Annotated in this window: 28 protein-coding genes; 16 read left to right on the top strand and 12 right to left on the bottom strand. The window is 72.0% G+C overall.

Annotation, left to right across the window (positions count from 1 at the left end):
• Position 1: 1 nt before the first annotated feature.
• Positions 2–676: a transglycosylase SLT domain-containing protein gene (locus tag D581_RS0106600; protein WP_018956437.1), complete on the bottom strand. Its 675-nt coding sequence runs from the start codon at positions 674–676 to the stop codon at positions 2–4.
• Positions 677–1,277: 601 nt separating this feature from the next.
• Entirely contained in the window at positions 1,278–2,414 is a 1,137-nt protein-coding gene (locus tag D581_RS0106595; RefSeq protein ID WP_026290272.1) for an aminoglycoside phosphotransferase family protein, read from the bottom strand.
• Positions 2,415–2,645: 231 nt separating this feature from the next.
• Here D581_RS0106595 and D581_RS0106590 point away from each other — a divergent pair, with 231 nt between their 5' ends.
• Positions 2,646–4,151 carry a DNA-binding protein NsdB gene (locus tag D581_RS0106590; RefSeq protein WP_018956435.1) on the top strand — a complete coding sequence of 502 codons (1,506 nt, stop codon included), beginning with the start codon at positions 2,646–2,648 and terminating at the stop codon, positions 4,149–4,151.
• A 51-nt stretch (positions 4,152–4,202) separates the two neighbouring features.
• Here D581_RS0106590 and D581_RS0106585 read toward each other — a convergent pair whose 3' ends face one another.
• Together D581_RS0106585 and D581_RS0106580 are read right to left on the bottom strand one after the other, a co-directional pair.
• The gene (locus tag D581_RS0106585) at positions 4,203–5,630 is read right to left on the bottom strand and encodes a SpoIIE family protein phosphatase (protein WP_018956434.1); all 1,428 of its coding nucleotides are present in this window, start codon (positions 5,628–5,630) and stop codon (positions 4,203–4,205) included.
• Between the two features lie 265 nt (positions 5,631–5,895).
• Positions 5,896–6,666: a dienelactone hydrolase family protein gene (locus tag D581_RS0106580; RefSeq protein WP_018956433.1), complete on the bottom strand. Its 771-nt coding sequence runs from the start codon at positions 6,664–6,666 to the stop codon at positions 5,896–5,898.
• Positions 6,667–6,864: 198 nt separating this feature from the next.
• On the opposite strand from D581_RS0106580, the gene rpmG reads away from it, so the two are divergent.
• Both rpmG and D581_RS0106570 read left to right on the top strand, forming a co-directional pair.
• Positions 6,865–7,029 (top strand): 50S ribosomal protein L33, encoded by a 165-nt coding sequence (gene rpmG / locus D581_RS0106575; protein WP_018956432.1) that lies wholly within the window; start codon positions 6,865–6,867, stop codon positions 7,027–7,029.
• A gap of 64 nt (positions 7,030–7,093) precedes the next feature.
• Positions 7,094–7,354, top strand: coding sequence for a type B 50S ribosomal protein L31 (locus D581_RS0106570; protein ID WP_018956431.1), 261 nt, complete (start codon positions 7,094–7,096; stop codon positions 7,352–7,354).
• Positions 7,355–7,757: 403 nt separating this feature from the next.
• On the opposite strand, the gene D581_RS0106565 is transcribed toward D581_RS0106570, so the two are convergent.
• Positions 7,758–8,258, bottom strand: a complete 501-nt coding sequence (locus D581_RS0106565; RefSeq protein WP_018956430.1) for a tetratricopeptide repeat protein — start codon at positions 8,256–8,258, stop codon at positions 7,758–7,760.
• A gap of 99 nt (positions 8,259–8,357) precedes the next feature.
• On the opposite strand from D581_RS0106565, the gene D581_RS0106560 reads away from it, so the two are divergent.
• Together D581_RS0106560 and D581_RS0106555 are read left to right on the top strand one after the other, a co-directional pair.
• The gene (locus D581_RS0106560; protein ID WP_106434349.1) at positions 8,358–9,143 is read left to right on the top strand and encodes a VanZ family protein; all 786 of its coding nucleotides are present in this window, start codon (positions 8,358–8,360) and stop codon (positions 9,141–9,143) included.
• A 112-nt stretch (positions 9,144–9,255) separates the two neighbouring features.
• Complete coding sequence (locus tag D581_RS0106555; protein WP_018956428.1) at positions 9,256–10,044, top strand: DUF4389 domain-containing protein; 789 nt, start codon at positions 9,256–9,258, stop codon at positions 10,042–10,044.
• Here the strand turns inward: D581_RS0106555 and D581_RS0106550 are convergent.
• The gene (locus tag D581_RS0106550; protein WP_018956427.1) at positions 10,017–11,045 is read right to left on the bottom strand and encodes a helix-turn-helix transcriptional regulator; all 1,029 of its coding nucleotides are present in this window, start codon (positions 11,043–11,045) and stop codon (positions 10,017–10,019) included. The two genes, D581_RS0106555 and D581_RS0106550, sit on opposite strands and share 28 nt — an antisense overlap.
• Positions 11,046–11,145: 100 nt before the next feature.
• Between D581_RS0106550 and D581_RS0106545 the strand changes: the two genes are divergently transcribed.
• The 10 genes from D581_RS0106545 (at position 11,146) to lepB (ending at position 18,668) form a co-directional block, all read left to right on the top strand.
• Positions 11,146–11,715, top strand: a complete 570-nt coding sequence (locus tag D581_RS0106545) for a DinB family protein (RefSeq protein ID WP_018956426.1) — start codon at positions 11,146–11,148, stop codon at positions 11,713–11,715.
• Between the two features lie 67 nt (positions 11,716–11,782).
• Positions 11,783–12,883 (top strand): winged helix DNA-binding domain-containing protein, encoded by a 1,101-nt coding sequence (locus D581_RS0106540; protein ID WP_018956425.1) that lies wholly within the window; start codon positions 11,783–11,785, stop codon positions 12,881–12,883.
• 133 nt (positions 12,884–13,016) lie between these two features.
• Positions 13,017–13,721 (top strand): DUF4230 domain-containing protein, encoded by a 705-nt coding sequence (locus D581_RS0106535; RefSeq protein WP_026290271.1) that lies wholly within the window; start codon positions 13,017–13,019, stop codon positions 13,719–13,721.
• Positions 13,722–13,991: 270 nt separating this feature from the next.
• Positions 13,992–14,507, top strand: a complete 516-nt coding sequence (locus D581_RS0106530; protein ID WP_018956423.1) for a lytic polysaccharide monooxygenase auxiliary activity family 9 protein — start codon at positions 13,992–13,994, stop codon at positions 14,505–14,507.
• Between the two features lie 187 nt (positions 14,508–14,694).
• On the top strand, positions 14,695–15,369 hold the full coding sequence (locus D581_RS0106525; protein ID WP_018956422.1) for a TNT domain-containing protein: 675 nt from the start codon (positions 14,695–14,697) through the stop codon (positions 15,367–15,369).
• A 6-nt stretch (positions 15,370–15,375) separates the two neighbouring features.
• Positions 15,376–15,609 (top strand): hypothetical protein, encoded by a 234-nt coding sequence (locus D581_RS0106520; protein WP_018956421.1) that lies wholly within the window; start codon positions 15,376–15,378, stop codon positions 15,607–15,609.
• Between the two features lie 160 nt (positions 15,610–15,769).
• Entirely contained in the window at positions 15,770–16,807 is a 1,038-nt protein-coding gene (locus D581_RS0106515; protein ID WP_018956420.1) for an alpha/beta hydrolase, read from the top strand.
• A 121-nt stretch (positions 16,808–16,928) separates the two neighbouring features.
• Positions 16,929–17,438 (top strand): mycothiol transferase, encoded by a 510-nt coding sequence (locus D581_RS0106510; protein WP_018956419.1) that lies wholly within the window; start codon positions 16,929–16,931, stop codon positions 17,436–17,438.
• Positions 17,439–17,561: 123 nt separating this feature from the next.
• Positions 17,562–17,852: a hypothetical protein gene (locus tag D581_RS0106505; RefSeq protein ID WP_026290270.1), complete on the top strand. Its 291-nt coding sequence runs from the start codon at positions 17,562–17,564 to the stop codon at positions 17,850–17,852.
• 93 nt (positions 17,853–17,945) lie between these two features.
• Positions 17,946–18,668 carry a signal peptidase I gene (lepB, locus tag D581_RS0106500; protein WP_018956417.1) on the top strand — a complete coding sequence of 241 codons (723 nt, stop codon included), beginning with the start codon at positions 17,946–17,948 and terminating at the stop codon, positions 18,666–18,668.
• A 10-nt stretch (positions 18,669–18,678) separates the two neighbouring features.
• Here the strand turns inward: lepB and D581_RS0106495 are convergent, their stop codons facing one another.
• The 6 genes from D581_RS0106495 to D581_RS0106470 all read right to left on the bottom strand — a co-directional run bounded on the left by D581_RS0106495 (position 18,679) and on the right by D581_RS0106470 (position 23,796).
• Positions 18,679–19,113, bottom strand: coding sequence for a phosphatase domain-containing protein (locus D581_RS0106495; protein ID WP_018956416.1), 435 nt, complete (start codon positions 19,111–19,113; stop codon positions 18,679–18,681).
• A 60-nt stretch (positions 19,114–19,173) separates the two neighbouring features.
• The gene (locus D581_RS0106490; protein WP_018956415.1) at positions 19,174–19,443 is read right to left on the bottom strand and encodes an HPr family phosphocarrier protein; all 270 of its coding nucleotides are present in this window, start codon (positions 19,441–19,443) and stop codon (positions 19,174–19,176) included.
• A 51-nt stretch (positions 19,444–19,494) separates the two neighbouring features.
• The gene (locus D581_RS0106485; RefSeq protein WP_018956414.1) at positions 19,495–21,516 is read right to left on the bottom strand and encodes a fructose-specific PTS transporter subunit EIIC; all 2,022 of its coding nucleotides are present in this window, start codon (positions 21,514–21,516) and stop codon (positions 19,495–19,497) included.
• A 141-nt stretch (positions 21,517–21,657) separates the two neighbouring features.
• A complete protein-coding gene (gene pfkB / locus D581_RS0106480; protein ID WP_018956413.1) occupies positions 21,658–22,605 on the bottom strand; it encodes a 1-phosphofructokinase in 948 nt (315 codons plus the stop codon).
• Positions 22,602–23,363, bottom strand: coding sequence for a DeoR/GlpR family DNA-binding transcription regulator (locus tag D581_RS0106475; RefSeq protein ID WP_018956412.1), 762 nt, complete (start codon positions 23,361–23,363; stop codon positions 22,602–22,604). The genes pfkB and D581_RS0106475 overlap by 4 nt, the downstream gene beginning before the upstream one ends.
• 184 nt (positions 23,364–23,547) lie before the next feature.
• On the bottom strand, positions 23,548–23,796 hold the full coding sequence (locus tag D581_RS0106470) for a DUF6296 family protein (protein WP_026290269.1): 249 nt from the start codon (positions 23,794–23,796) through the stop codon (positions 23,548–23,550).
• A gap of 197 nt (positions 23,797–23,993) precedes the next feature.
• Here D581_RS0106470 and D581_RS0106465 point away from each other — a divergent pair, with 197 nt between their 5' ends.
• The gene (locus tag D581_RS0106465) at positions 23,994–24,809 is read left to right on the top strand and encodes a PepSY domain-containing protein (protein ID WP_018956410.1); all 816 of its coding nucleotides are present in this window, start codon (positions 23,994–23,996) and stop codon (positions 24,807–24,809) included.
• Positions 24,810–24,860: the final 51 nt, after the last annotated feature.

Raw genomic sequence — 24,860 nt, 5'->3', positions numbered from 1 at the left:
CTCAGTAGGCGGAGTCGACGTTGTCGATCGAGCCGTACCGGTCCGCGGCGTAGTTGGCGGCGGCGGTGATGTTGGCGACCGGGTCGGTGAGCTTCTTCGGGGTGCCCTTGACGTGGTAGGCGTCGAAGGTGGGCTGGATCACCTGGAGGAGACCCTTGGAGGGAATGCCGTTCCGCGCGTTGATGTCCCAGTCGTTGACGGCGTTCGGGTTGCCGCTGGACTCGCGCATGATGTTGCGGTGCAGCCCCTCGTAGGAGCCGGGGATGTTCTTCTTCTTCATGATGTCGAGCGACTCGCGGATCCAGCCGTCGAGGTTGTTCGCGAACGTCTTGGGCGCGACGGCCTTGCGCTCGGTGGAGCGGTTGGCGGCCTGCTTCTCGGAGCGCGCCTCCGCGGCGTCCTTCTCCGCGGTCGCCTTGCGGGCGGCCGCTGCCTTCTTCGCGGCGGCTTCCTTGGCGGCGGTCTCCTGAGCGGCCTTCTCGGCCGCCGCGTCCTTCGCCGTGGGGATACCTGCGGCGGCGACCGGCTCCACGGAGATGGAGGACCGGGCCGCCGTGGTCTGCGCTTCGCTCGGGCCGCCGGTGGCGGCTATGGCGCTGACGGAACCGGCCGCGACGAGCACGGCGGTGGCGATCTTGTGCGAGCGGGTGATGCGCAGGGTGGAGATGCGGGGCATGCGTGAGCTCTTCCTATGGGGGACGGGCTTCGCGGCCTTCGCGCCGCGTCGGCAGGAACCGGGATGTCCGGGCCGCGTTCGCCGGAGGGCGATCGACGCCGGCTCGAACTCGGTGCTTGCCGGGATCCATGGTTAGCGCTCGCCGACATAGGAAGCAATGACCGCCTTTACTACTCTTCATCGTGAGATGCCAATTTATGAGCCATATGGGCGGTTCGTTACGCCGTCCGCGAGGGCCCGCGCCTACTACTGGAGGCCGTAGGTGACGTGGGTCTCGTGGCGGGCCTCACCCGGGGGGCGCCTCGGGGCGGCACAGGGTCAACGCCCGGTCACGGGGAGATACGGCACGGAAGGGGTCGCGTCGCCGCCGTACGGGGCCTCGGCCGATGCCGACCCGGGAGCGGCGGCGTCAGCTCGACCGGGCGGGAGAGGGCGAGACCTGGCGAGGTCGGGCGACGGAAAAAGGGCCCGGAAACGCACGACAGCGCGCTGCGGGACCGGTGTGTCGGCACCGGTCCCGCAGCGCGCTTCTTCTTCACGGTGGTCAGGTCACCGCGGTTCTCGGCGAGGCGGGCCGTATCCCCGCTTCGCCGTCTGCTCCTCAGCGTGTGCCGACCGCGGCCCGCACCGCCCGCCGCGCCAGGGCGCAGTCGTCGTGCAGCCTGCGCAGCAGCAGCCGCTGCTCCTCGCCCGAGGAGAGCGCGCCGGGCCGGTCGGCCCCGGTCCCCGCCGCGGGCGCCTCGCGCATGGTGCGCTGAACCGCCGTCTCGTAGTTGCGGATCTCGCGGGTCAGCACCAGCATCAGGTTCACCAGGAACGCGTCCCGCGCGGCCGGCCCCCTGGCCTGGGCCAGCTGGCTGATCTGACGTCGAGCCACCGGGGCGTCGCCCAGCACCGCCCACAGCGTCGCCAGGTCGTACCCCGGGAGATACCAGCCGGCGTGCTCCCAGTCGACGAGCACCGGCCCGGTCGGCGACAGCAGAATGTTGGAGAGCAGGGCGTCCCCGTGGCAGAACTGCCCCACGCCCTGCTTGCCGCCCGCGTGGGCCAGACCGTGCAGCAGCTTCTGCAGATCGCCGAGGTCACGGTCGGTGAACAGACCGAGCTCGTGGTAGCGCGCGATCCGCGACGCGTAGTCGAGCGGCGCCTCGAACAGTCCGGGCGGCGGCCGCCAGGCGTTCACCCGGGCGATCGCCCCGAGCGCGGCCCGGATGTCGGCCCTCGGCGGAGCCTCCGCCGGGTGCCGGGTGAGGGCGGCGACCCGACCGGGCATCCGCTCGATCACCAGCGTGCAGTTCTCCGGATCCGCCGCGATCAGCCGGGGCACCCGAACCGGGGGGCGGTGCCGGACGAACGCGCGGTATGCCGCTATTTCGTGCCGGAACCGCTCGGTCCACGCCGGCGAGTGGTCCAGTAAACACTTCGCGACGGCGGTGGCCCGCCCGGTCGTTCCGACGATCAGGACCGAGCGGCCGCTGCGGCGCAGCACCTGGACCGGGTTGAACTCGGGGCAGATGCGCTGCACGGAGGCGATGGCCATCCTTACCTGCGCGCCCTGGGGCCCGGACAGGTCGATCCTTCCGCTGAGCGGTCCGGTGCCCGGTCCCGCGGCCCGTCGGGCCCGGCCCGGACCCTGCGCCGGTGCGCCGGCGTGAGGAGCGAGATAGGGCCCGCCGCCCGCGCCCATCGGGCGGAGCGGACGGGGCGGGGCGGACACGGAGGACGATGCTGTGTACATGGGCGAGACAGATCCCTTCGTGCGCCGACAAGTTACGTGCGCCAACCCGGCCGACGGCCGTTCGGCACCCTGGGGAGTACCTAGGGCTGCCGGGCGGGGTGGCGCTTTCCTACCTGACACCGGAGCGCGGGTGGCAGACCATCTGGCGGACCCTGGCGAACCCTGGCGAATAGTCACAGCGCATCTGACAGGGGGTTAGTGTCAAGTCAGCCGAGAACCTGGGGGCTTGAAGTGACCGGAGAACCCAACACCCGCCTTTCTGACCTGTTCGGCCTGGCCGGCTGGTCCAAGGGCGAACTCGCGAGAATGGTGAACCGGCAGGCGGCGGCCATGGGCCACCCGCAGCTGGCCACCGACACCTCGCGGGTCAGGCGCTGGATCGACATGGGGGAGTCCCCCCGTGATCCCGTGCCCGAAGTGCTGGCGGCTCTGTTCACCGAGCGGCTCGGCCGTGTCGTGACCATCGAGGACCTCGGGTTCGGCCGACGCGGGCGTGTGGGGAAGCGGCGTGACTCCGGGACGGAACACGATCCCGATCAACTGCCGTGGGCGCCCGAACGGACGGCAGCGGTCCTCACCGAATTCACGGGAATGGACCTCATGCTCAACCGACGTGGCTTGGTGGTGGGTGCGGGTGCGGGTGCCGCGCTCACCGCCGGCTCAACCATCGCCGGCCCCATGCGTGACTGGCTGAACAGCGCCCCCGCTTCGGCGGCCGACGCGCCACGCGCCAACGACCCCCTGCACGCCGATCCCGCCGGTCTCGACCGGTACGAGGCCGCCCCGGTCGGCTCCGAGGAGATCGAGGCCCTGGAGCATTCGGTCGAGGTGTTCCGCGCCTGGGACGCGTCCCGGGGCGGCGGACTCCAACGCAAGGCGGTCGTGGGTCAGCTCAACGAGGTGGGCGGCATGCTCGCCTACCGCCACCCCGACCACCTCCAGCGCCGCCTGTGGGGCGTCGCCGCCAACCTCGCCGTCCTGGCGGGCTGGATGTCCCACGACGTCGGCCTCGAACCCACCGCCCAGAAGTACTTCGTCATCGCCGCCCACGCGGCTCGCGAGGGCGGCGACCGGCCGCGCGCCGGAGAGGCGCTCTCCCGGGCGGCACGCCAGATGGTGCACCTGGGCCGCCCCGACGACGCGCTCGACCTGATGAAGCTCGCCAAATCCGGCTCGGGCGACGAGACCCTGCCCCGTACGCAGGCGATGCTGCGCACCATCGAGGCCTGGGCACAGGCGTCGATGGGCCGCGGGCAGGCCATGCGGCGTACCCTCGGCGAGGCCGAGGAGCTCTTCACCTCGGACAAGAGCGATGTGCCGCCGCCCAGTTGGATGCAGATGTTCGACGAGGCCGATATGCACGGGATGCAGGCACTGGCGTTTCGCACCCTGGCCGAGCACGACCAGGGGGCCGCGATCATCGCCCAGCGCCATGCCAAGCAGGCGCTGGAGCTGCGGGTCAACGGGCGCCAGAGGTCGAAGATCTTCGACTACATCTCGTTGGCCTCGGCCTGTTTCATCGCCAACGACCCCGAACAGGCCGACCGGTACGCCCGGCTCGCGCTGGTGTCGATGGGGGAGACCTCCTCGCACCGCACGTGGGACCGGCTCCGCGAAATGTACCGGCTCACCGGGCAGTTCGCCGGATACGCGGGGATCCAGGATCTGCGTGAGCAGATCGAGCTGTCGATGCCGCCGAGCCAGAAGAAGGCCAAGGCCGAGGGCACGCAGATCTGAGCCGGCGGCGCCACTCCGCGCTCCGTCACGCCCTGATACGCCCCCGCCCCCTCAGGCCCCGATGCGGGCGACCAGCACGCACGCGTCGTCCAGACGCTCGGCCCCGCCGAACTCCTCGACGACGCTCCGTACGCACTCCCGTGCCGTACGGGCGTCCGCGAACCGGGGGGCGAGGGCGAGTAACGCCTCCGGGCCCGCACCCCGGTCGCCACGTCGCGTCAGGCCGTCGGTGTGCAGTACGAGCACGTCACCGGGGTACAGCCGTACCTCGTCCTGCTCGAAGACGACGTTGGACGCGGCGCCGAGCAGCATGCCGTCCGGCGGGGGCAGGAGCCGTCCCGAACCGTGGCGGAAGAGCAGCGGTGCGGGGTGTCCGGCCTGCGCCCAGGAGAGAACGGAGGTGTCGGGGTCGTAGCGGCAGCACAGGGCGCTGCCCAGCGCGGGCTGTATCGACGTTTCGATCACCTGGTTGAGGTGCCTCATCAGCGCGCCCGGCTCGATGCCGGCGACGGCCATGCCGCGCAGCGCTCCCAGCATCATCGCCATCGCCGAGGTGGCGCGGATGCCGTGCCCGGTGAGGTCGCCGACGGTGAGGAGGGTGCGCCCGTCCGGCAGCTCCATGGCGTCGTACCAGTCGCCGCCGATGAGGTCGCTCGACTCGGAAGGGAGGTAGTGCGCGGCGACGTCCAGCGCCCCGGGGCCCCGCGTCGGGAGCTGCGGCGATCCGCGCCACGGAGGGAGGACGGCCTCCTGGAGCTCCACGGCCATGCGGTGCTCGGCGCGCTCGATGTGGTTCTCGTGCCGCACCGACGCGCTGCTTCTGCTCACGGCCTGTTCGCTGCGCCGCAGCTCGCTCACGTCCCGCAGGACCGCCCACATGGAGGCGGTGCAGCCCTCGGCGTCCAGGATCGGTTCGCCCGTCATATGGAGAGTGCGTGTGCGGCCGTCGGGCCGCGCGATGCGGAACTCGCCGTCCATCGGCTGGCCGTCGACGAGACAGCCCGTCACCATGGCGGTCAGCACCGGCTGGTCCTCGGGCAGCAGTACGGACGGCAGGTCGTCGAGGGAGAGGGGGGCGGACCCGGGCGGCCTGCCGAAGATCTCGTACAGCTCCTCGGACCAGCAGGACTCGTCGGTGAGGAGGTTCCACTCGGCGCTGCCCACCCGGTTCAGCAGGGAACCGGCGCCCGGGTCGTCCGGGACCGCGACAGGCCGGGGGGCGTCGTCGGGGCTCCGGTCCGGCAGGCCCGCCCGGAGCTGTCCCAGATGCTCGTCGAGGTTGTCCAGGTGCTGCACGGCAAGCTCGCACAGGGCACGCTGCCAGCGCAGCTGGGGGTCGTCCTCTTCGAACAGGACGGCGTCCCGCCGTACCGCGTCCACGTCCCCGCGCAACCGACGCGTGCGGTGGATCAGGGCCTCGACTGCGTCATGCGCGGGAAGCTGTGGTGCGGGGCGGTCCGCGGAGCGGGGGGACGGCATCTCGTACTCCGATACAGGCGCGGCCTAGCCGGTTCTGAAGGGTGGATCGCTACCGACTGTCGCACAGGCCGCGGCGGCCCGTAAGAGCTTTGGCAACACTCGATGGGTGCTTGCTTCTGGCATATGCCAGAGGCTCTCAGGGGTGGTGACTAATCCGAACACGCTTGCGTTTGAGGCGAGTTGACCGTGGGGGCGGGTGTGGCTGAAGAGCGCGCCAAGGGCAACAGGATCAACGATCGGGCGATCAGTGATCAGCGATCAGCGATCAGCGAGGCATCTGAGCTGAACGAATACCCCTCTCGCCCGCGTCTCCAGAGCTCACGGGCAGGCATTCGGCGAGCAGCTCGACGATGTCGCGCCAGGCTCGCTGCGCGTGCTGCGGGTGGAAGCCGACGCCCGGGACCACGGGGTGGTCGACCGGCGGGTGGTGGAAGGCGTGCAAGGCGCCGCCGTAGACCGTGAGCCGCCAGTCGACGCCCGCGGCCTGCATCTCGGCGGTGAACGCGCTCCGTTGCGCGGGCGGCATGATGGGGTCTTCCGACCCGACCCCGGCCCACACCGGGCAGCGAATGCGCGCCGACTCGCCCGGTCGGCCCGTGGTGGTGGCGTTGACTGTCCCGATCGCGCGCAGGCTGACGCCGCCGCGCCCGAGTTCCAGCCCTATGGCGCCCCCGGTGCCGTAGCCGACGGCGGCGATCCGGTCGGGGTCGGTCCGCGGTTCGGTGCGCAACGCGTCGAGCGCCGCATGGCCGATGTCCCGCATCCGGTCGGGATCGGCGAGCAGCGGCAGGCAACGGGCCAGCATCTCCTCGGGCTCGCCCAGATAGCGCCCACCGTGAAGGTCGAAGGCCAGCGCCACATATCCCAGTTCGGCGAGAGCGTCGGCCCGGCGGCGCTCGACGTCGCTGAGCCCCGTGCCCTCGGGTCCGAGCAGCACCGCGGGCCGGCGGTCGACACCGGCCGGGAGCGCGAGGTGCCCGATCATCGTCAAACCGTCGGCCGGATACTCGACCGTACGCGTCGTCACCGTCTCCATGAGACCGGACTGTAGCGACCGTCGGGCCCGGTCCGGCTGGTGTTCTGCCGCTGGCAGAACGGCGCGGGCAGCCCTCTGGAACACGGTGCGCGGCGGGTCGGGAATGCCGAGCGGGGGGCCCGCGTTACCCCACCAGAACGAAAACGAATCCCATTCCCGGTATGGGTGTGGGGTCGGCGGAAGCACAGGGAGGCGCCCATGGCACGCAGTGAGACCAGGCCGGTCGTCACCCTCCGGTCCACCGTGGGAACGGGCCGGAGTTATGTGACGCGCAAGAGCCGCCGTAACAACCCCGACCGGCTGGAGCTCCGCAAGTTCGACTCCGCCGCCGGCCGGCACGTTCTGTTCCGCGAGGTCCGCTGACCGTCCGGAAGAAGTCCGTCCCGCTGTACGTCACCGCTTTCCACGGTGAGGAAGGAACGTATCCATGAAGTCCCGCATCCACCCCGTGTCCCGCCCGGTGGTCTTCCGCGACCGCGCGGCCGACGTCGCCTTCCTGACCCGCTCCACCGCCGACTCCGGCGAGCGCGTGGCGTGGGAGGACGGCAACACCTACCCCGTCATCGACGTGGAGACCTCGTCGGCGAGCCACCCGTTCTACACCGGCGGCCGCCAGGAGCTCGACACGGCGGGCCGCGTCGAACAGTTCCGGCGCCGCTACGGCACCGGCGAGACGTCCGCGAGTTGACCGAGACCGTTCTGACCAGGGGGAAAGCCCGGGAATCCGTGCCGTGGATCACATCCGTGGGGGCGGGTTCCCAGGAACAGGCCAGGATGGTTTATCGTTCATCTATATGTGGGAGTGAGGGGGATCGTATCCCCGGGCCTCACCTGTAGCCCATGGGGAACATCGTCCCGCCGGAGCCCCATGGAGCGCTCCGCCGAGAGGCGACCGTCCTTCACGCCCGCACTCAAGCCGCCCCGGCTGGATTCCCCCGATCCGGCCGGGGCTTCCCCTTTGCCTCCCCGTGCCGGGCCCGCCCGGTACGGGGACCGTCTCCAGCACCGGAACACCCGAGGCCATCACCACCGCGCCCGACGTGGCCCCAGGAGTCTCCGCGTCGTGGACGACCGCCATGGCCCCGTACGGGTCACACGGTCTCGTCGAGGTCCTTCGCATAGTGCTCGATCGCCCGCCGGTACTGCTGGACGTACGGGTCGTTGCTGGTCGTGGCCGTCAACTCCAGCAACAGCCGCATCGCCTCGTGGTGCTCGTCGGTGTTGTACAGGGCCATCGCCAGGAAGGCCCGGAACGAGCCGTCGTCCGGGAACTCCTCGACGCCCCGGCGCAGCGTCTCCACCGCCTGTCCGTACCGCCCGAGGATCCGGTACGTACTGCCCAGTCCCAGGAGCGACCCCCTCCGATCCTCCGCGGCCAGCTCCGGATTGGCCAGAGCACGCTCGTAATAGGGCACCGCCTCCGACTCCAGCCCCAGCGCGTCGTGGATCCACGCAGTCCGGCAGGCCACTTCCGCGTCGTCGGGGTACTCGGCGGTCAGGGCGAGGAGCCGTTCGCGCGCCTCCTCGGGCCGGCCCTCCGCACGCAACCGGTCGGCCTCTTCCAGCAGGTCCCTCTTCTTGTGTGCGCTCATGCGCACATCGTCGCAGGCGGGCATGGACAGCCGTGTGAGATTTTCGCTCCACGGGGCCGTCCGGCGTGTGTTCCGGCCGGTCGGGGGCACCCGTCGGCCATGACAGCAGAGGCGAATCCCCGTACACGCCAGGGGACATGGGTACGTGTGCTGGTGCGCGGGGCGGTCCTGACGGTGGTGCTGCTGGGACTGGTGGCGTTCTCCGTCCTCCTGGCCAAGGTGACGCTCACGCCCTCACCGGCCTCTGCGGACCTCGTCACCTCGAATCTCCGCCCCGGGCGCTCCCTGCGCCAGTACGCCGAGGACTACACCTTCCTCGCCGCGGTCAAACAGGCGGGCGGAAACCTGCTGCTCGGCGTGCCGTTCGGGCTCCTGCTGCCGTTCTTCGTGCCACGCCGCCTGCGCATGATCCGGACGACGCTGCTGACCGCCGTCGCCATGGCCCTCGTCGAACTGATCCAGGGGGCCCTGGTCGCGGGGCGCGCCTTCGACATCGACGACGTCATCCTCAACACGGCGGGCGCGCTGCTGGGCTACTTCGTGCTGGGCCGCCGGATCAGCCACCGCTACTACACCTACACCGACGACCTGGGCTCCCCCGGCGGCCCGTCGGCGGAGAAGCCCGAGGCCGAGCCGGTGCGCGCGCCGGCTCCCGCCACGCGCACCAGGGCGGGCCGGACGAAGACCGCGGCGACGAAGACCGCGGGCACGAAGACCGCGGCCACCAAGACCGGACAACGGGCCCGGCCGGAGTCGGCGGCCGCGACCCCGGCGAAGAAGCGCGACTCCCGCGCCGGAAGGACCGACGGCCCGGCGGGCGCCGGCCGCAGCGCCACCGGGTCCCGCTCCGTCCGCTCCCTGCTCGACCGCCTCCGCGGCCGCTGAGCACGGGCACCCGTTCGGGCCGGGCCGTTTGCGGGCGGCCCGGGGCGGACGCACGGTGAGGACACGTCCTGCGCGCGGATGCCGTACGGATTCCCTGCCGAGGAGGAGCGCCATGGCCGAAGGCCGGTGGAGCCCGGGTCGCAAGGAAACGGACGCGGACGAGTTCCGGCCCGTCCTGGACATCGTCGAACCGGCCCGCCAGCGGCGGCTGACCGTCCTCCTGCGACTGCTGCTGCTCGTCCCGCACTTCATCGTGCTGTTCGTCCTGCACATCGCGGCGTTCTTCACCGTCATCGCGGGCTGGTTCGCGGCACTGGTGCTGGGACGGCTGCCGGACCCCGTCTTCCGCTTCCTGACCGGCGTCCTCGGCTACGACATGCGCGTCTCGGCCAGCGACATGCTTCTCATCGACCGCTACCCGCCCTTCGCCCTGACCCCGCCGGTCGGCTATCCGGTGCGGATCGAGGTGCGGCCCACCTCGCTCAACCGCCTCGCGGTGCTGTTCCGTGTCTTCCTGATGATCCCGGCGGCGATCGTGCAGAGCTTCGCCGTATACGGGTGGTGGGCGCTGGCCTTCGTCTGGTGGCTGATCACGCTGTGTCTCGGCCGGATGCCCCGGCCGCTGTTCGAGGCGACGGCGGCCACCCTGCGCTACCGGATGCGGTTCTCCGCGTACGTCATGATGCTCACCCCCGCCTACCCCAAGGGGCTGTTCGGCGACGACGACCTCGCGGTGGCCCCGGAGCGGTCGCGCTCCGCCACCCGCCCGCTGGTTCTGAGCAGCGCCGCGAAATGGCTCGTGGTGCTGTTCCTGGTGCTGGGCCTGGCGGGCCACATCGCCTCGTCCGTGACCGCCTCGACGACCGACGACACCTACGACACGCGTCTCGTCGGCTCCTGAGGGCCGGCGGGCCCCGCCCCGGCCTCCGCCGCCTCGGCATAGCGGCGGGCCAATCGAGCGAAGGCGTCCCTGAGCGCGTCGGGCCCGACGACCTCGATGTCCACGTCGAACCGGCCGAGTCCGGCGGCGAGGCCCGCCCACGACCAGGCGCCCAGGACCACACGACAGCGGTCCGGGCCGTGCTCCTCGACGATCCCGTCGCGGACGTGGCCGGCCACCGCGGAGGCCGGCGCGTCGAGGATCACCTCGCCGCGGCAGGGCCACGCGCCCGGGGCGTCGGAGCCCTGGAACCGGGCGGCGACGAAGGCCGCCACATCGCCTCCGGGCACCTCGCGCGGGGTGAACCGGGGACCCGTGGGAGTGCGCGGGGTGATCCGGTCGGCGCGGAAGGTCCGCCAGTCCTCGCGATCCAGGTCCCAGGCGACGAGATACCAGCGCCCGCCCCAGGTGACCAGCCGGTGCGGCTCCACCCGCCGCACCGCGGGCGGGGCATCGGCGGCGGCCGGCGCGTACGCGGGGGAGTGGTCGAAGCGCAGCACCTCGCGGGCGTGCACGGCGGTGCTCAACGCCACGAGCACCCGCGGATCGGCCTGCGGTCGCGGCGGGCCTCCCGTGCGTTCGACGGCGGTGACCCGCAGGGCGTCGACGCGGTGGCGCAGCCGGTCGGGCATGACCTGCCGGACGGTGGTGAGCGCGCGGGCCGCGGCCTCCCCGATCCCGGCACCGGTCGCGGCGGCCGTCCGCAGCGCGACGGCGAGCGCGACGGCCTGGTCGTCGTCGAACAGCAACGGCGGCAACCGCGCGCCCGCGTCCAGCCGGTATCCGCCGTCGGGGCCTTTGAACGCCGCGATGGGATAGCCCAGCTCCCGCAGCCGGTCGACGTCACGCCGCACCGTGCGCGGGCTGACCTCCAGCCGCTGGGCCAGCAACGGACCCGGCCAGTCCCGGCGCGCCTGGAGCAGGGAGAGCAGCGCCAGCAGTCGCGCTGAAGTCTTCGGCATGACGCCAGTATGACCCGAGAAGAGGCCACACCCTGGCCTCTTCCCTTGCGAGGGTTGACCCGTACCGCACGACAGGAACACCGGAAGGAACCCGATCACCATGACCACGGCCACCACCTCTCCCGACCCCGAGCGCACCGACCTGCTCGCCGCCCTGGCCACCGCGCGGGCCGCCCTGATCCGCACGGTGGAGGACCTCGGCGACGAGCAGGCCGGTGAGCGCCCGACCGTCAGCGCGCTGTGCCTGGGCGGCCTCGTCAAGCACGTCACGGCCATGGAGGAGAGCTGGCTGAACTTCGTGACCGAGGGGCCGTCGGCGATGTCCTTCGCCCTGCCCGAAGGAGTCACCTGGGACGACCTGGCGGCCGGCACCGCCGCTGAGTACCCGAAGTGGGCGATCGAGCGGGAGAAGGAGTTCCGGATGCTGCCCGGCGAGACGACGGCGGGGGTCCTCGGCGCCTACGAGCAGGTCGCCGCCCGCAGCGAGGAGATCATCCTCGCGGTGCCCGACCTCTCGGCGTCACAGCCGCTCCCCGAGGCGCCCTGGAACGAACCCGGCGGCGAGTGGAGCGTACGGCGGGTGCTGACCCACGTCCTCACCGAGACCGCCCAGCACGCCGGGCACGCGGATATCCTGCGCGAGACGCTCGACGGCCGGCAGGCGACCTGACCACCGGCGCACCGCGCGGGGGCGCGCGGAGACCGGCGTCGGGCGACCGAGAAGGAGAGACCACACGGTGACCGTCCTCGACAACCGGGCGCTCAACCGCGCCATGCTGGCCCGCCAGTTGCTGCTCGACCGGGCCGATCTGCCGGTCGTGGACGCCGTGGCCCACCTCTGCGGCCTCCAGGCGCAGGAACCGCAGGAGCCCTTCGTCGGGCTCTGGTCCCGGCTGACCGCCTTCGATCCGGCGGTTCTCTCGGACCTGCTGACCCGGCGGAGCGTGGTGCGCACTCATCTGATGCGACGCACGGTCCACCTCGTCACCGCCGACGACGTCCTCGCCTGGCGGGCCCGCCACGACGCGATGCTGCGCCAACGCGTGCTCGGGGTCTACCGCGACGAGCTGAAAGGGGTCGACCTCGACGCACTCGCAGCGGACGCCCGGGAGTTGATGGCCGACGGCGAACCCCGTACCGCGGCGGAGATCGTGCGGGCGCTCGCCGGGCGCTGGCCCGGTCCGGGCTCCCGCCCCCTCGGCGAGATGGTGGTCGCCGCCCTCGTCCCGATGGCGCAGGCGCCGCCCCGGGGGCTGTGGCGAGCGAAGGGCGGGGTGCGCAACGTCGCCCTCTCCTTCTGGCTGGGCCGCCCGGTCGACCCGCCCGCCCCCGACGGCGCCGACCCGGTCGGCCAGGTACTGGTCCGGCGCTATCTGGCCGCCCACGGACCCGCCGCGACGGCCGACCTGCGCGCCTGGTCGGGCCTGGCCGGACTGCCCGGCGCGGTGGCCGCCGTACGCGACGAGCTGGTCCGCTTCCGCGACGAGCGGGGACGGGAGCTGCTCGACCTGCCCGACGCGCCGCGGCCGGACCCGGACACTCCGGCTCCGGTGCGGTTCCTGCCGGCCTTCGACAACGCGATCCTCGGCTATCAGGACCGCGGCCGGATCATCGACGACGCCCACCGCGGCCTCTCGGTCGCCGGCGAGCGTGTCGTGCTGGTCGACGGCCGCGTGGCGGCCACCTGGCGTGTCACCGACGGGGTGGTCGCGGTGGAACCCCTGCGGGCCTTCTCCCGGGCCGACCGCGATGCCGTGGCCGACCAGGGGAGGGAGCTGGCGTCCTTCCTGACCGACGGCGGGAGCGATCGCGTACGGGTGGCCCCCGCGCCGGGCTGAGCGTGCCCGGCCGCCGGGCAGACGCCCTCGTGTCTGCCCGGCCGTACCGGAACAGGCCCATTTTGTACGGTGGTTCTCTCGGGATTCGGGAGCAGCCGGACTGAAAGCACCGGCCGTGGGTCACACGGTGAGCATGACGTCCAGCGACGTAACCACAGAGCCCTCGCCGCACGGCGACAGAAAGCGCGACACCCGCCGCTCCCGCAGGTGGCCGATGGTCCTCGGCGTCGCCGCGGCCGTTCTGGTCCTGCTGTTCGCGGGCAGCCGGCTCAGCCTCCTGCCGGGTCTCGACGACCTCTTCGGCGAGGAGACCCACGACCGGTCGGGCCCCGCCGTGCTCAAGTCGATCCAGGACATGAGCGCGTACGAGGCCGCCTCGGGCAACTTCCAGGTCGTCGTCGACCTGGAGAAGGACGCGAAGTTCGTCCCCGACGCCCTGCGCGGCACCCGCACCCTGTTCGTCGGTGCGGGCACCGTCGGCGCCTCCGTCGACCTGGGCAAGGTCACCGGGAGCGGCGTCGTGGTGAACGAGGACCGCACCACGGCCGAACTCCGGCTGCCGCACGCGGTGCTGGGCAGGCCGGCCCTCGATCCCGACCGTTCCTACGCGGTGTCCAAACAGCGCGGTCTCCTCGACCGGCTGGGCGACCTCTTCTCCGACAATCCCGGCAGTGAGCAGGCGGTCAACAAGCTCGCCGTCCACCACATCTCACAAGCGGCGAAGGAGAGCGAACTGACCGTCCGCGCGGAGAAGAACACCGCCGACATGCTGAAGGGGCTGCTCGGCTCCCTCGGCTTCGACCGCGTCACGGTCCGGTACGGCGACGACCAGGAGTGATCGCGTCAACGGATGGCCGCGCGGGACGAGCGCGGCCACCCGCGCGGCTCGGAGGGGAGGCCGCCCACCGCGCACCACCCTTGACGTGAACGCGTCGATGGGTATGGTCTAGTCCAAGTGCAAGGCCTTTCCGGACACCTTCATCAGGCTTGTCCGGCAAGGGACTTGCAGCCCTTCGCCTCTTGGCCCCACACTCGCGAGGCCTCGCCGCCGAAGCCGGGCCCCCCACGGCCCGCCACCGCGCGGTGCGGTCTCCTGTGAAGGAGAAACATGCACGCGAAAAGGAAGACAGCGCTCGCCGTCGGCGCCATGCTCGCCCCGGTCCTCGCCCTGAGCCTTCCGGCGAGCTCCGCCAGTGCCCACGGTTACATCTCCAACCCGCCGAGCAGGCAGGCGCAGTGTGCCGCCGGCACGGTCAGCTGCGGTGCGATCAAGTACGAGCCGCAGAGCGTCGAGGGCCCCAAGGGGCTCGCCAGCTGCAGTGGCGGAAACAGCGGCTTCGCCGAGCTGGACGACGACTCCAAGGGCTGGTCGGTCACTCCGGTGAACCGTTCCCAGCAGTTCGAGTGGAAGCTCACCGCGCGCCACTCGACCAGCACCTGGCAGTACTTCGTGGGCGGCGAGAAGATCGCCGAATTCGACGACGGCGGCGCGCGGCCCGGCGCGACCGTGACCCACCGGGTCGACTTCGGCAACAAGACCGGCCAGCAGAAGGTGCTCGCCGTCTGGAACGTCGCGGACACCCCGAACGCCTTCTACGCCTGCATCGACGTCAACGTCAGCTAGGCGCGCCGTACCGGTCGGGCTCCACGCCCCTCCGTCAGTCCACGCCCCGGTCGCGCATCGTCGCGGCCGGGGCGCGGTGCTGTTCGCGGTGGCCGGAAAGCGGCACGGCGCGGAAGTATCGGGTAGTTGAGCGGTTACCCTACGTCAGCTGTTCTGATTGATCATCAGTGCTCGAGGGGACTCCTGAATGAACCGCATCCGTACCGTACTCGCCGCGCTCGGCATCACCGCCGGACTGATCTCCGCCCCGGCGGCGAGCGCCGCACCGGGGCCCGCCCAGCCCGCGCCCGCCGCCGAGCGGCACGAACCCTGCACCGGAGAGTTCCGCGGCGACGCCCGCCTCGGTCCCAAGTGGCTGCCGAACAAGCGGCTCGCCCCGGTCGGCCCGCTCCTGAAGGGCTGGCAGCGCACCGGCGACCTCACGCCGAAGGACTTCCTCAAGAAGTACTGGGAAGGGCCCGCGGACACCGGCAGCTGGAAGTACCCGCCCAACGACGGCTTCGCCGAGGTGAACGGCGAGATCGACAAGGAGCCCGTGAAGCTCCGTGCCGGCCAGCGCCTGGACCGCTTCGGCTCGGAGTACGGCGGCTACCTCGCCCCGGCGGGTGACGCCTACGCCGAGCGTGCCCTGCCCCCGCAGAACCTGAACACCCGTGACGCGGCCACACCTTGCGACTACCGGGTCTACAAGGTCGCCAAGCCCTTCTGGGTCTGGCAGGGCGGCATCGCCCCGTGGTTCGAGCAGCCCGGCGGCGGCCAGCAGATCAAGCTCGACGCCGTGTTCCTCGACCCGGGCGCGGGGCAGCGGCTCAATGTGAAGTGGCTGCTGGACAACGCCTACCTGACGCCCGCGGGCGCGTAACCCGCCATGGACCGCCGGGCCTTGCAGGCCGCACTCGTCGAGGCACGGATCCCCGGCGGCTACTACCGGATCGAAGGCGTCCACGAGCCCGTTCCCACCCCGCCGGACTTCCTCTTCGTCCGGCGGGGCGGGGGCGGAGGCTGGGAGACCGGGGCCTTCGAGCATGGAACATACGAGGTCGTCGCCCGCCACCCGGACGAGGCCACCGCCTGCGCGCACCTGCTGAGCCTGCTCGTCTGAAGCCGGCCCCCGCAGCCGTTGTTTTGCCGGAACGGCAAACAACCTTGTCCGGGCGGTCGCACCGGCCGAATGATCGTGACCGGGCGGCCGGGCCCCCGGCCCGGCCGCCCGCCGAAGCGACACGACCGCCCCGCCCGCACGGGGCGCCCGAGGAGGAGCCATGCCGGAGCCCACCCCCGTACCCACGCCGTCCGCGCGTTCCGCGGACCGTGCCGCCCGACCCTCCGCCCTCCTGCCCGGCGCGACGCACCGGACGGTCGCCGTCCCCGGCGGCCGGATCCACTGCGTCGAACAGGGCACGGGCCCCCTCGTGCTCCTCGTCCACGGCTTCCCCGAGTCCTGGTACTCCTGGCGCCACCAGCTCCCCGCCCTGGCCGCGGCGGGGCACCGGGCCGTCGCCATCGACGTACGCGGCTACGGGCGTTCCTCCGCACCCGCCGCCACCGACGCCTACCGCATGCTCGCCCATGTCGCCGACAACACCGCAGTCGTCCACGCCCTCGGCGAGGAGACCGCCACGGTCGTCGGACACGACTGGGGCTCGCCCATCGCAGCGAACAGCGCCCTGCTCCGGCCGGACGTCTTCACGGCGGTCGCACTGCTGAGCGTCCCGTACACGCCCCGGGGAGGCCCCCGCCCCACCGACGGCTTCGCGGGCATCGGAGGCGAGGAGGAGTTCTACGTCAGCTACTTCCAGACCCCCGGCCGCGCCGAGGCGGAGATCGAACCGGACGTACGCGGCTGGCTCGCCGGCTTCTACGCGGGTCTCTCCGGAGACACCCCCGCCCCCGCGGACCACCCCGGCCTCTTCTTCGTACCTCCGGGCGCGCGGATGGCCGACCGCTTCCCCGCCGGCCCGCTCCCCGGCTGGCTCGACGAACGGGACCTCGACGTCTACACCGAGGAGTTCGAACGCACCGGTCTGACCGGCGCCCTCAACCGCTACCGCAACGTCGACCGGGACTGGGAGGACCTCGCCGCCTGGGACGGAACACCCGTCGCCCAGCCGTCGATCTTCATCGGCGGCGCCCTCGACGCCTCCACCACCTGGATGTCCGACGCCATCGACGCCTACCCGCGCACCCTCCCCGGCCTGTCCGCAGCCCACATCCTCGAAGGCTGCGGCCACTGGATCCAGCAGGAACGCCCCGACGAGGTCAACCGCCTGCTGACCGACTGGCTGCACGGCCTGCGCTGAGCGACGCCCGGCCCGTGCCCGTGCCCGTCACGCTCGTCGGCGGGCAGTGCGCGGCGACACACCGCCACCCGGCGGTGTGTCGCACCCGGGAGCAACGGGCTCCTCCGGCGAAGGTGGACGCATGAACACCGCAGGCATGCTGGCCGAAGCGTTCGACCGGGTCGGGGAAGCGGTCCACGCGGCGGTCGAAGGACTCACGCCCGACGACCTCAACGCCCGCGTCGACACGGGGGCGAACTCCATCTCCTGGCTGGTCTGGCATCTCACCCGCGTCCAGGACGACCACATCGCCGACGCCGCCGGAACCGGACAGATCTGGCTCACCGAAGGCTGGGTGAACACCTTCGGACTGCCGTTCGACGAGGCGGCGACCGGCTACGGGCACAGTACCGACGAGGTCGCCGCCGTCCGCGTGGACTCCGCCGACTCCCTGCTCGGCTACTTCGACGCCGTGCACGAGCGGACCCTGGACTTCGTCGCGGGGCTGGAGGGCCACGCCCTCGACCGGATCGTCGACGAGGGCTGGTCGCCCCCGGTGACGCTCGGTGTCCGGCTGATCAGCGTCATCGCCGAGGATCTCCAGCACGCGGGCCAGGCCGCCTTTGTCCGAGGGATGCTGGAACGCGCCTGAGGACCGGCGACCGGAGTAGTGGCAGAACCGGGCCCTCGCACACCCGTGCGTAGTCCCACGGGCGGTGCCATACTCGGAAGAAGTCGGCTGGACAGGCTTGCCATCGTCCGAAAGGTGACCGTCATGAGCTGGGCATCTTGGACGACCAGTGGTGTCTTCGCGGGAACCGGTGGGGTGCGTACCGAGGAAGCGGGCATCCTGAGCGGCGACCTCACGGTGCATACGACCTGGTCCGACGGACAGGCGTCGGTGGCCGTGCAGTACAGCGGGTCCTCGGACTGGTTCACCCTCACCGGCAGCCCCGTGCCGTGCCCCTCCGAGGAGGAGAGCCGCACCTTCCACCAGAGCGTGGTCGAAGCCGTCCGCGCCGGCGAGGGCGCGACGGTCCCTCCGGTCGGCGCGGGCCCCGTCTGACGTCGCTCACCGCTCTCCGCGCCCCATAGAGTGGATCACCGGATCCGTTCCCCCAGGGACGGGCACGCGGTACACGGGCGAGGAGCGGTGCACATGGGGCGGGCGGGCACGCGGCGGTCGAGGACACGGAAGAACCGGCCGTTCTGGGTGGAGCTGCCGCTCCTCGTCGGTGTCGCCCTGGTGCTGGCGCTGCTCATCAAGACGTTTCTGGTGCAGGCCTTCTCCATTCCCTCGGACTCCATGCAGAGCACCCTCCAGCGGGGTGACCGGGTCCTCGTGGACAAGCTGACGCCCTGGTTCGGATCGGAGCCGGAGCGCGGTGAGGTGATCGTCTTCCACGACCCGTCCAACTGGCTCGCGGGCGTGCCCGTGGACCCGCCCAACACCGTGCAGAAGGTCCTGAGCTTCGTCGGCGTGATGCCCTCCGCCGAGGAGAAGGACCTCATCAAGCGGGTCATCGGCGTCGGAGGCGACACCGTGGAGTGCGAGGGCGACGGGCCGGTGAAGGTCAACGGCGCCGCCCTGGACGAGCCGTACGTCTTCCCGGGCAACAGCCCCTGCAGCGACGACGAGGACGGCGGCCGGTTCAAGGTCACCGTGCCCGAAGGTAAGGTCTGGGTGATGGGGGACCACCGCCAGGCCTCCGCGGACTCCCGCTACCACCAGGACGACCCGAACCAGGGGATGGTCCCGGTCGACGAGGTCGTCGGCAGGGCCGTGGTCGTCGCCTGGCCGGTCGGCCGCTGGAGCATCCTGCCGGTGCCGGGAACCTTCGACAACGTGCCCGACAAGCCCCGAGGCTCCGCCACTCGCTGAGGGCTGTCCCTCAGCGCTGCGCGAAGTTCCGTACGTAGCGGCGCTGCCAGGGCGTCTCCACCGCCCGCGGGTGATAGCCGGCGCGCACGAACGCCACCGCCTCGTCCGCGGGGACCCCGTCCAGGACGGCGAGGCAGGCCAGCGCCGTGCCAGTGCGGCCCATTCCGCCGCCGCACGCCACCTCGACCCGCGTCCCGGCGGACCGCTCCCACACCTCGTGGAGGAGTTCCCGGGTCGCCGCCCGGTCCGCCGGGAGCCGGAAGTCCGGCCACCGCAGCCACCGGGACTCCCAGGCGACCGGAGGCGGGGTACGCCCGAGGAGATAGACGGCGAAGTCCGGTTCGGGGCCTGCCGGCAAGGGCTTGCGCAGACCCCGGCCGCGTACGAGCCGTCCGGAGGGGAGGGCCAGGACGGCCGGGTCGGCGGCGTTCCACGTCTCGATCACGTGTCCCAACCTAACGACCCGGCAGTCGCCGGTGGTACGGATCGCACCGTCGGCCGGGAATCAGGTGGCGTCGAGATCCCGTGCGAGCAGCTCGGCCAGTTCCTCGACCGCCGCCCGCGCTCCGTCGCCGTCGGCGCTGAGCACCACGGTCTCCCCGTGCGGGGCGGCCAGGGCCAGCACCGCCAGCATGCTGCGGGCATCGACCGGGTCGCGGCCCTCACGGGCGATGGTCACCTTGACCGGCTGACGGGCGGCGGCCTGGACGAACAGGGACGCCGGACGGGCGTGGAGCCCGCTGCGGGAGGCTATGGCGACGGTCTGCCGGTGCATGGATCACTCCTGAGGGAAGAGGTGTTCAGGAGGGGCGTGTGTGTGCGGAGTTCAGGCGGCGACGGTGACCCGGGAGCCGTCGGGGCCCGCGGGTCCCGCGTCCCCGGCAGCCTCCGGCGCCGCCCTCCGCGCACCCTTGAGCAGGACGACGAGCGCGGTCGCCACCAGCGTCCCGGCGGCGATGGCGAGCAGATAGAGGAACGGCTCGCCGATCAGCGGGACGACGAAGACGCCGCCGTGCGGAGCGCGCAGGGTCGCGCCGAAGGCCATCGACAGGGCGCCGGTGACCGCGCCGCCCGCCATCACCGACGGGATGACCCGCAGCGGGTCGGCGGCGGCGAACGGGATCGCGCCCTCGGTGATGAACGAGGCGCCCAGCACCCAGGCTGCCCGGCCGTTCTCCTGCTCGGTCCTCGTGAACAGCCGCTTGCGTACGGTGGTGGCCAGCGCCATCGCCAGCGGCGGCACCATCCCGGCCGCCATGACCGCGGCCATCACCTTGAGGCTGCCCGGCGTCGGGTCGGCGAGACCGCCGACCGCGAAGGCGTACGCCACCTTGTTCAGCGGACCGCCCATGTCGAAGCACATCATCAGCCCGAGGACGACGCCGAGGATCACCGCGTTGGAGCCCGACAGTCCGTCCAGCCAGTCCGTGAGCGCGTTCTGCAGTGAGGCGATGGGCTTGCCGACCACGATGAACATCAGGAACCCGACGGTCGCCGACGCGATCAGAGGGATCACCAGGACCGGCATGATGCCGCGCAGGGTCGGGTGGACCGGGACCCGCTGAATGGCCATCACCACTGCACCGGCCAGCAGACCGGCGACCAGACCTCCGAGGAATCCGGCGTTCACCGTGAGCGCGATGGCCCCGCCGACGAACCCGGGCACCAGCGCCGGCCGGTCCGCCATCCCGTACGCGATGTACCCGGCCAGCACCGGGACCAGGAACCCGAAGGCCGCCGAGCCGATCTGGTTGAGCAGCGCGGCCCAGCTGTCCGCCTCACCCCAGACGAAGTGGTCGGCGACCGACTTGGCGCTCGCTATCTCGTAGCCGCCGATGGCGAACGACAGGGCGATCAGCAGACCGCCCGCCGCGACGAACGGCACCATGTAGCTCACGCCGGACATCAGATACGTACGGAGCCGGACGCCGAAGTGCGCGTGGTCCGCGGAGGATTCGTTCACGCCCCCGGTGTCCGCGCCTCCGCCGTCCTCGGACACGGCGGCGATCTCCCCGCGCTCCGCCTTGCGGCGGGCCTCGGCGATCAGCTCGGCGGGCCGGTTGACGCCCGCCTTGACCCCGACGTCGACCAGCGGCTTGCCGCGGAAGCGCGACTTCTCCCGGACCTCCACGTCGTGCGCCCAGATCACGGCGTCCGCCGCCGCGACGACGGCGGGGTCCAGTTTCTCGAAGCCGGCCGAACCCTGGGTCTCCACGCTCACCTCGACCCCCTCGGCGCGGCCCGCCGCGGCCAGGGACTCGGCCGCCATGTAGGTGTGGGCGATGCCGGTGGGGCAGGAGGTGACGGCGACGATCCGGAAGGGGGCGCTCGCGGCGGCTACTGAGGCTTTCGTCTCCGTCTCCGTCTTCGCCTGTTCCTGTTCCTGCTCCTGGTTCTCCTCCGGCGGCTCCTCGCCCCGGATCAGCGCGGCTACCGTCCGCGGATCCGTTCCGGCGCGCAGGGCGGCGGTGAACTCCGCGTCCATCAGCCTGCGGGCCAGGCCCGACAGGATGGTGAGGTGGTCGTCGTCGGCCCCGGCCGGGGCCGCGATGAGGAAGATCAGGTCGGCCGGACCGTCGGCCGCCCCGAAGTCGATGCCTGCCCCGCTGCGTCCGAAGGCCAGCGTCGGGGCGCTCACGTGTTCGCTGCGGCAGTGCGGGATGCCGATGCCGCCGTCGAGGCCGGTCGGCATCTGCGCCTCGCGGGCGGCGACGTCGGCCAGGAAGCCTTCGAGATCGGTGACGCGGTGCGCGGCCACCATTCGCTCGGCGAGCGACCTCGCGGCGGCGTCCTTCGTCGTGGCGGACAGATCGAGGTCGACCAGTTCCGCGGTGATCAGCTCACTCATCGCGGTGCTCCTTGCTCGGGGACCGCCGTGCGGCGGCTCGGGGGGACGGGGCGGCGGGCTCGTACGGGTGGGGTCCGTACGGGAGTTGCGGGTACTGCGGCGGCGATGGCGGTACGGGGGTCGGTGATCGCGGTACGGGGGTCATGGGGCGGGATCCGTCAGCGCGCGGTCCAGCGGCACGTCGGAGGTCGTCACGACCGACGGCAGATCGAGGTCGGCCGGGGTGGGCATGAGGCTTCCGGCCAGCTGCACGGCCGCGGCACCGTGGGCGACGGCCGAGGCGAGCGCTTCCGGGCCCTGCCCGCCCGCTGCCAGGAAGCCGGCCAGGGAGGCGTCCCCGGCGCCGACATCGCTGCGCACAGCGGCGACCGGCGCGGTGGCGAAGTACGCACCCGACGCCTCGACGAGCAACTGCCCGTCGGCGCCCAGGCTCGCCAGCACCGACCCGGCCCCGCGCTCCCGTAGCTCCTCGGCGGCCTTGAGCGCGTCGCCCACCGTGGCGAGCGTCCGGCCGACGGCCTCGGCGAGCTCCTGGGCATTGGGCTTGATCACGTCCGGCCCCCGGTCCAGGGCCGCGGTCAGCGCCGCTCCGGAGGTGTCCAGCGCGATGCGCGCGCCGGCCCGGTGGCTCCGCTCGACCAGCTCCGCGTACCACTGCGGCGGCAGTCCGCGCGGCAGGCTTCCGCAGCAGGCGACCCAGTCGGCGGCGGCCGAGTGGGCCCGTACCGCTTCCAGAACTGCCTCCGCCTCGGCCGGACTCAGCTCGGGGCCCGCCGCGTTGACTTTGGTGAGGGTGCCGTCGGGTTCGACGAGTGTGACGTTGATCCGGGTGTTCCCGGCGATCGGCACGCCGACCGCCTCGATGCCCAGGTCGCCGAGCAGCCGGGTGAGCAGCGCGCCCTCCGGGCCGCCCATCGGGGCGACGGCGAGGGTGGGGTGGCCCGCCGCCGCGACCGCGCGGGAGACGTTGACTCCCTTGCCGCCCGGATCGACACGGTCCGCCGTGGCACGCAGCACGCTGCCGCGGGTCAGCCCGGGCAGCTCGTAGGTGCGGTCCAGACTGGGGTTGGGGGTGACGGTGAGGATCATGCGCGTACAACTTCCGTGCCCCGGCTCTCGATGGAGCGGGCGTCGTCGGGGCTGAGGCCCGTGTCGGTGATGAGCAGGTCCACGTCGGTGAGATCGCCGAAGCGGGCGAAGTGCTCCTGACCGAACTTGCCGGAGTCGGCGAGCAGGACGACCCGGCGGGCCGCCTTGATCACGGCCTGCTTCACCGCGGCCTCGGCGAGGTCGGGCGTAGTCAGGCCGCTGTCGGGGGAGAAGCCGTTGGTGGCGAGGAAGACCACGTCGGCGTTGATCTCGGCGTACGAACCCAGCGCCCAGGCGTCGACCGCCGCGCGGGTGCGGTGCCGGACCCGGCCGCCCACCAGATGCAGCGCGATGCCCGGGTGGTCGGCGAGACGGGCGGCCACCGACAGGGCGTGCGTCACCACGGTCAGCGTCGCGTCGACCGGTACGGCGGCGGCGAGCCGTGCGGTCGTCGTCCCGGCGTCCACGATCACATTGCCGTCGGCGGGCAGTTCGGCGAGGGCGGCCTGGGCGATGCGGTCCTTCTCGTCGGCGGCGACGGCGTCGCGTTCGGCGAGGTCGGGCTCGAAGTCGAGCCGCCCGACGGGGATCGCCCCGCCGTGCACCCGGCGCAGCAGCCCCGCCCGGTCCAGGGTCTTGAGGTCGCGCCGGACGGTCTCGGCCGTCACCTGGAACTCCTCGGCCAGGGACAGCACGTCGACCCGCCCGCTCTCCTGGGCGAGGCGGAGGATCTCCTGCTGACGCTCCGGTGCGTACATGTGGTTTCTTTTCCGTTTCATGCCCGGGTATGTGGTTTCAGCTCAGGTTACGTCCGAGGTGCGGGAATGTAAACACAATCGGGCGATGGGCGGGCATGAACGGAAGGGTGAGCTCACGCGCGGACGTGCGCGCACCGCAGGGCGGGGCGCACCGTGCACGGTGCGCCCCGCCCTGCGGGTTCGGTCACGGCGTTCGGGGTGCGTCCTCGTTCAGAGGGCGGGCCAGCAGGGGAGTGCCGGGGACCTGGTGGCCACCGCTGGCGAGCATGCGGACTTCGCCCCGGTCGCTGATCTCGGCGCGCACGATCCCCGTCTCGTCCTCGTACACCGGGAACCCGCCGGCCCCCAGCCGGTCGGTGAGCCGCACGTGGACCACGTCGTCCGCGGCTCCGGACAGCTGGAAGATGAGTTCGTAACACTCGGTGTGCACCATGTGATCCATGACGGCCTCCGGGCCGGGCGCGGAGAATACGGCCCTGCCGCCATTGTTTCGCACCCCGGCGCCCACCGCCCGGGGAGCGACGGCCAACGGGCGGACCCGTCCGGTCGATCGGGTGACTCCCCGGTAGGACAACATGACCCGTGGCCCGAAGGGCTAGGCATGCGTGCATGAGACTTGAGCCTCGACGAATGAACAGTGCCTCCTCCCGTTCCCGCACCCTCAAGACGGTCGGCGCCCTCGGCATGGCCGCCGCCACGGCCGTCCTGATGACCGGATGCGGTCAGAGCTCGGACAGCGCGACGAGTGCGGCCACCTCCGAAGCCGCGAAGGTCGTCCCGCAGAAGCAGACGACGTCGCCCTCGGCCAGTGCCCAGCTGACCGAGGACCAGCAGGAGCGGAAGAAGGTGCTCGACGCCACGAAGGTCACCTTCGACGACGCCGCCACCACCGCCGCCGGCGAGGTGGCCGGGGGCAAGCTGGTCGATCTGGACCTGGAGGGTGTGGACGACGACGACAAGGACCAGAGCCCCAGCCCGACGGGATCCGGCAGCCCCACGGGTTCGGTCAGCCCGACCGGTTCGGCCAGCCCGACCGGCACCGCGAGTCCGAGCGGAACCGGCACGTCCAGCCCGAGCGCGAGCCCGGGCTCCGAGGGCCCGGTCTGGGTCGCGGAGGTCGCGGAGAAGGACGGCACGGTCCACACCGTCCGGATCAACGCGGTCGACGGCAAGGTCATCGAGGCCCGGGTCGACGCCGATCAGGACGCGGACGACAAGAAGCAGACGGCCGACCGGCTCGCCCAGGCCACCCAGACCCCGCAGCAGGCCGCCAAGGTCGCCACCGAGAAGAAGAAGGGGACGGTCACCTCCGTCGGCCTCGACGACAACGAGGGTGGCGGCGTCGTCTGGCAGGTCGACGTGGTCGGCTCGGACTGGAAGAAGACAACCTTCGACGTGGACGCCAAGAACGACACGATCGTCCGCGAGGAGACCGACAACGACTGACCGCCGCCCCGCCTGACCCGCGAAGGGGTACGCCGGACGCCCGGCGTACCC

Source organism: Streptomyces sp. CNB091 (assembly GCF_000377965.1).
This window is presented reverse-complemented; position numbering and strand designations above follow the sequence as displayed.

Excerpts from the sequence above, each read along its gene's own strand:
- D581_RS0106600 (WP_018956437.1), bottom strand. The coding sequence starts at position 676 with ATGCCCCGCATCTCCACCCTGCGCATCACCCGCTCGCACAAGATCGCC.
- D581_RS0106595 (WP_026290272.1), bottom strand. The coding sequence starts at position 2,414 with ATGTACACAGCATCGTCCTCCGTGTCCGCCCCGCCCCGTCCGCTCCGC.
- D581_RS0106585 (WP_018956434.1), bottom strand. The coding sequence starts at position 5,630 with ATGCCGTCCCCCCGCTCCGCGGACCGCCCCGCACCACAGCTTCCCGCG.
- D581_RS0106580 (WP_018956433.1), bottom strand. The coding sequence starts at position 6,666 with ATGGAGACGGTGACGACGCGTACGGTCGAGTATCCGGCCGACGGTTTG.
- rpmG (WP_018956432.1), top strand. The coding sequence starts at position 6,865 with ATGGCACGCAGTGAGACCAGGCCGGTCGTCACCCTCCGGTCCACCGTG.
- D581_RS0106570 (WP_018956431.1), top strand. The coding sequence starts at position 7,094 with ATGAAGTCCCGCATCCACCCCGTGTCCCGCCCGGTGGTCTTCCGCGAC.
- D581_RS0106565 (WP_018956430.1), bottom strand. The coding sequence starts at position 8,258 with ATGAGCGCACACAAGAAGAGGGACCTGCTGGAAGAGGCCGACCGGTTG.
- D581_RS0106560 (WP_106434349.1), top strand. The coding sequence starts at position 8,358 with ATGACAGCAGAGGCGAATCCCCGTACACGCCAGGGGACATGGGTACGT.
- D581_RS0106555 (WP_018956428.1), top strand. The coding sequence starts at position 9,256 with ATGGCCGAAGGCCGGTGGAGCCCGGGTCGCAAGGAAACGGACGCGGAC.
- D581_RS0106550 (WP_018956427.1), bottom strand. The coding sequence starts at position 11,045 with ATGCCGAAGACTTCAGCGCGACTGCTGGCGCTGCTCTCCCTGCTCCAG.
- D581_RS0106545 (WP_018956426.1), top strand. The coding sequence starts at position 11,146 with ATGACCACGGCCACCACCTCTCCCGACCCCGAGCGCACCGACCTGCTC.
- D581_RS0106535 (WP_026290271.1), top strand. The coding sequence starts at position 13,017 with ATGACGTCCAGCGACGTAACCACAGAGCCCTCGCCGCACGGCGACAGA.
- D581_RS0106530 (WP_018956423.1), top strand. The coding sequence starts at position 13,992 with ATGCACGCGAAAAGGAAGACAGCGCTCGCCGTCGGCGCCATGCTCGCC.
- D581_RS0106525 (WP_018956422.1), top strand. The coding sequence starts at position 14,695 with ATGAACCGCATCCGTACCGTACTCGCCGCGCTCGGCATCACCGCCGGA.
- D581_RS0106520 (WP_018956421.1), top strand. The coding sequence starts at position 15,376 with ATGGACCGCCGGGCCTTGCAGGCCGCACTCGTCGAGGCACGGATCCCC.
- D581_RS0106515 (WP_018956420.1), top strand. The coding sequence starts at position 15,770 with ATGCCGGAGCCCACCCCCGTACCCACGCCGTCCGCGCGTTCCGCGGAC.
- D581_RS0106510 (WP_018956419.1), top strand. The coding sequence starts at position 16,929 with ATGAACACCGCAGGCATGCTGGCCGAAGCGTTCGACCGGGTCGGGGAA.
- D581_RS0106505 (WP_026290270.1), top strand. The coding sequence starts at position 17,562 with ATGAGCTGGGCATCTTGGACGACCAGTGGTGTCTTCGCGGGAACCGGT.
- lepB (WP_018956417.1), top strand. The coding sequence starts at position 17,946 with ATGGGGCGGGCGGGCACGCGGCGGTCGAGGACACGGAAGAACCGGCCG.
- D581_RS0106490 (WP_018956415.1), bottom strand. The coding sequence starts at position 19,443 with ATGCACCGGCAGACCGTCGCCATAGCCTCCCGCAGCGGGCTCCACGCC.
- D581_RS0106485 (WP_018956414.1), bottom strand. The coding sequence starts at position 21,516 with ATGAGTGAGCTGATCACCGCGGAACTGGTCGACCTCGATCTGTCCGCC.
- pfkB (WP_018956413.1), bottom strand. The coding sequence starts at position 22,605 with ATGATCCTCACCGTCACCCCCAACCCCAGTCTGGACCGCACCTACGAG.
- D581_RS0106475 (WP_018956412.1), bottom strand. The coding sequence starts at position 23,363 with ATGTACGCACCGGAGCGTCAGCAGGAGATCCTCCGCCTCGCCCAGGAG.
- D581_RS0106470 (WP_026290269.1), bottom strand. The coding sequence starts at position 23,796 with ATGGTGCACACCGAGTGTTACGAACTCATCTTCCAGCTGTCCGGAGCC.
- D581_RS0106465 (WP_018956410.1), top strand. The coding sequence starts at position 23,994 with ATGAACAGTGCCTCCTCCCGTTCCCGCACCCTCAAGACGGTCGGCGCC.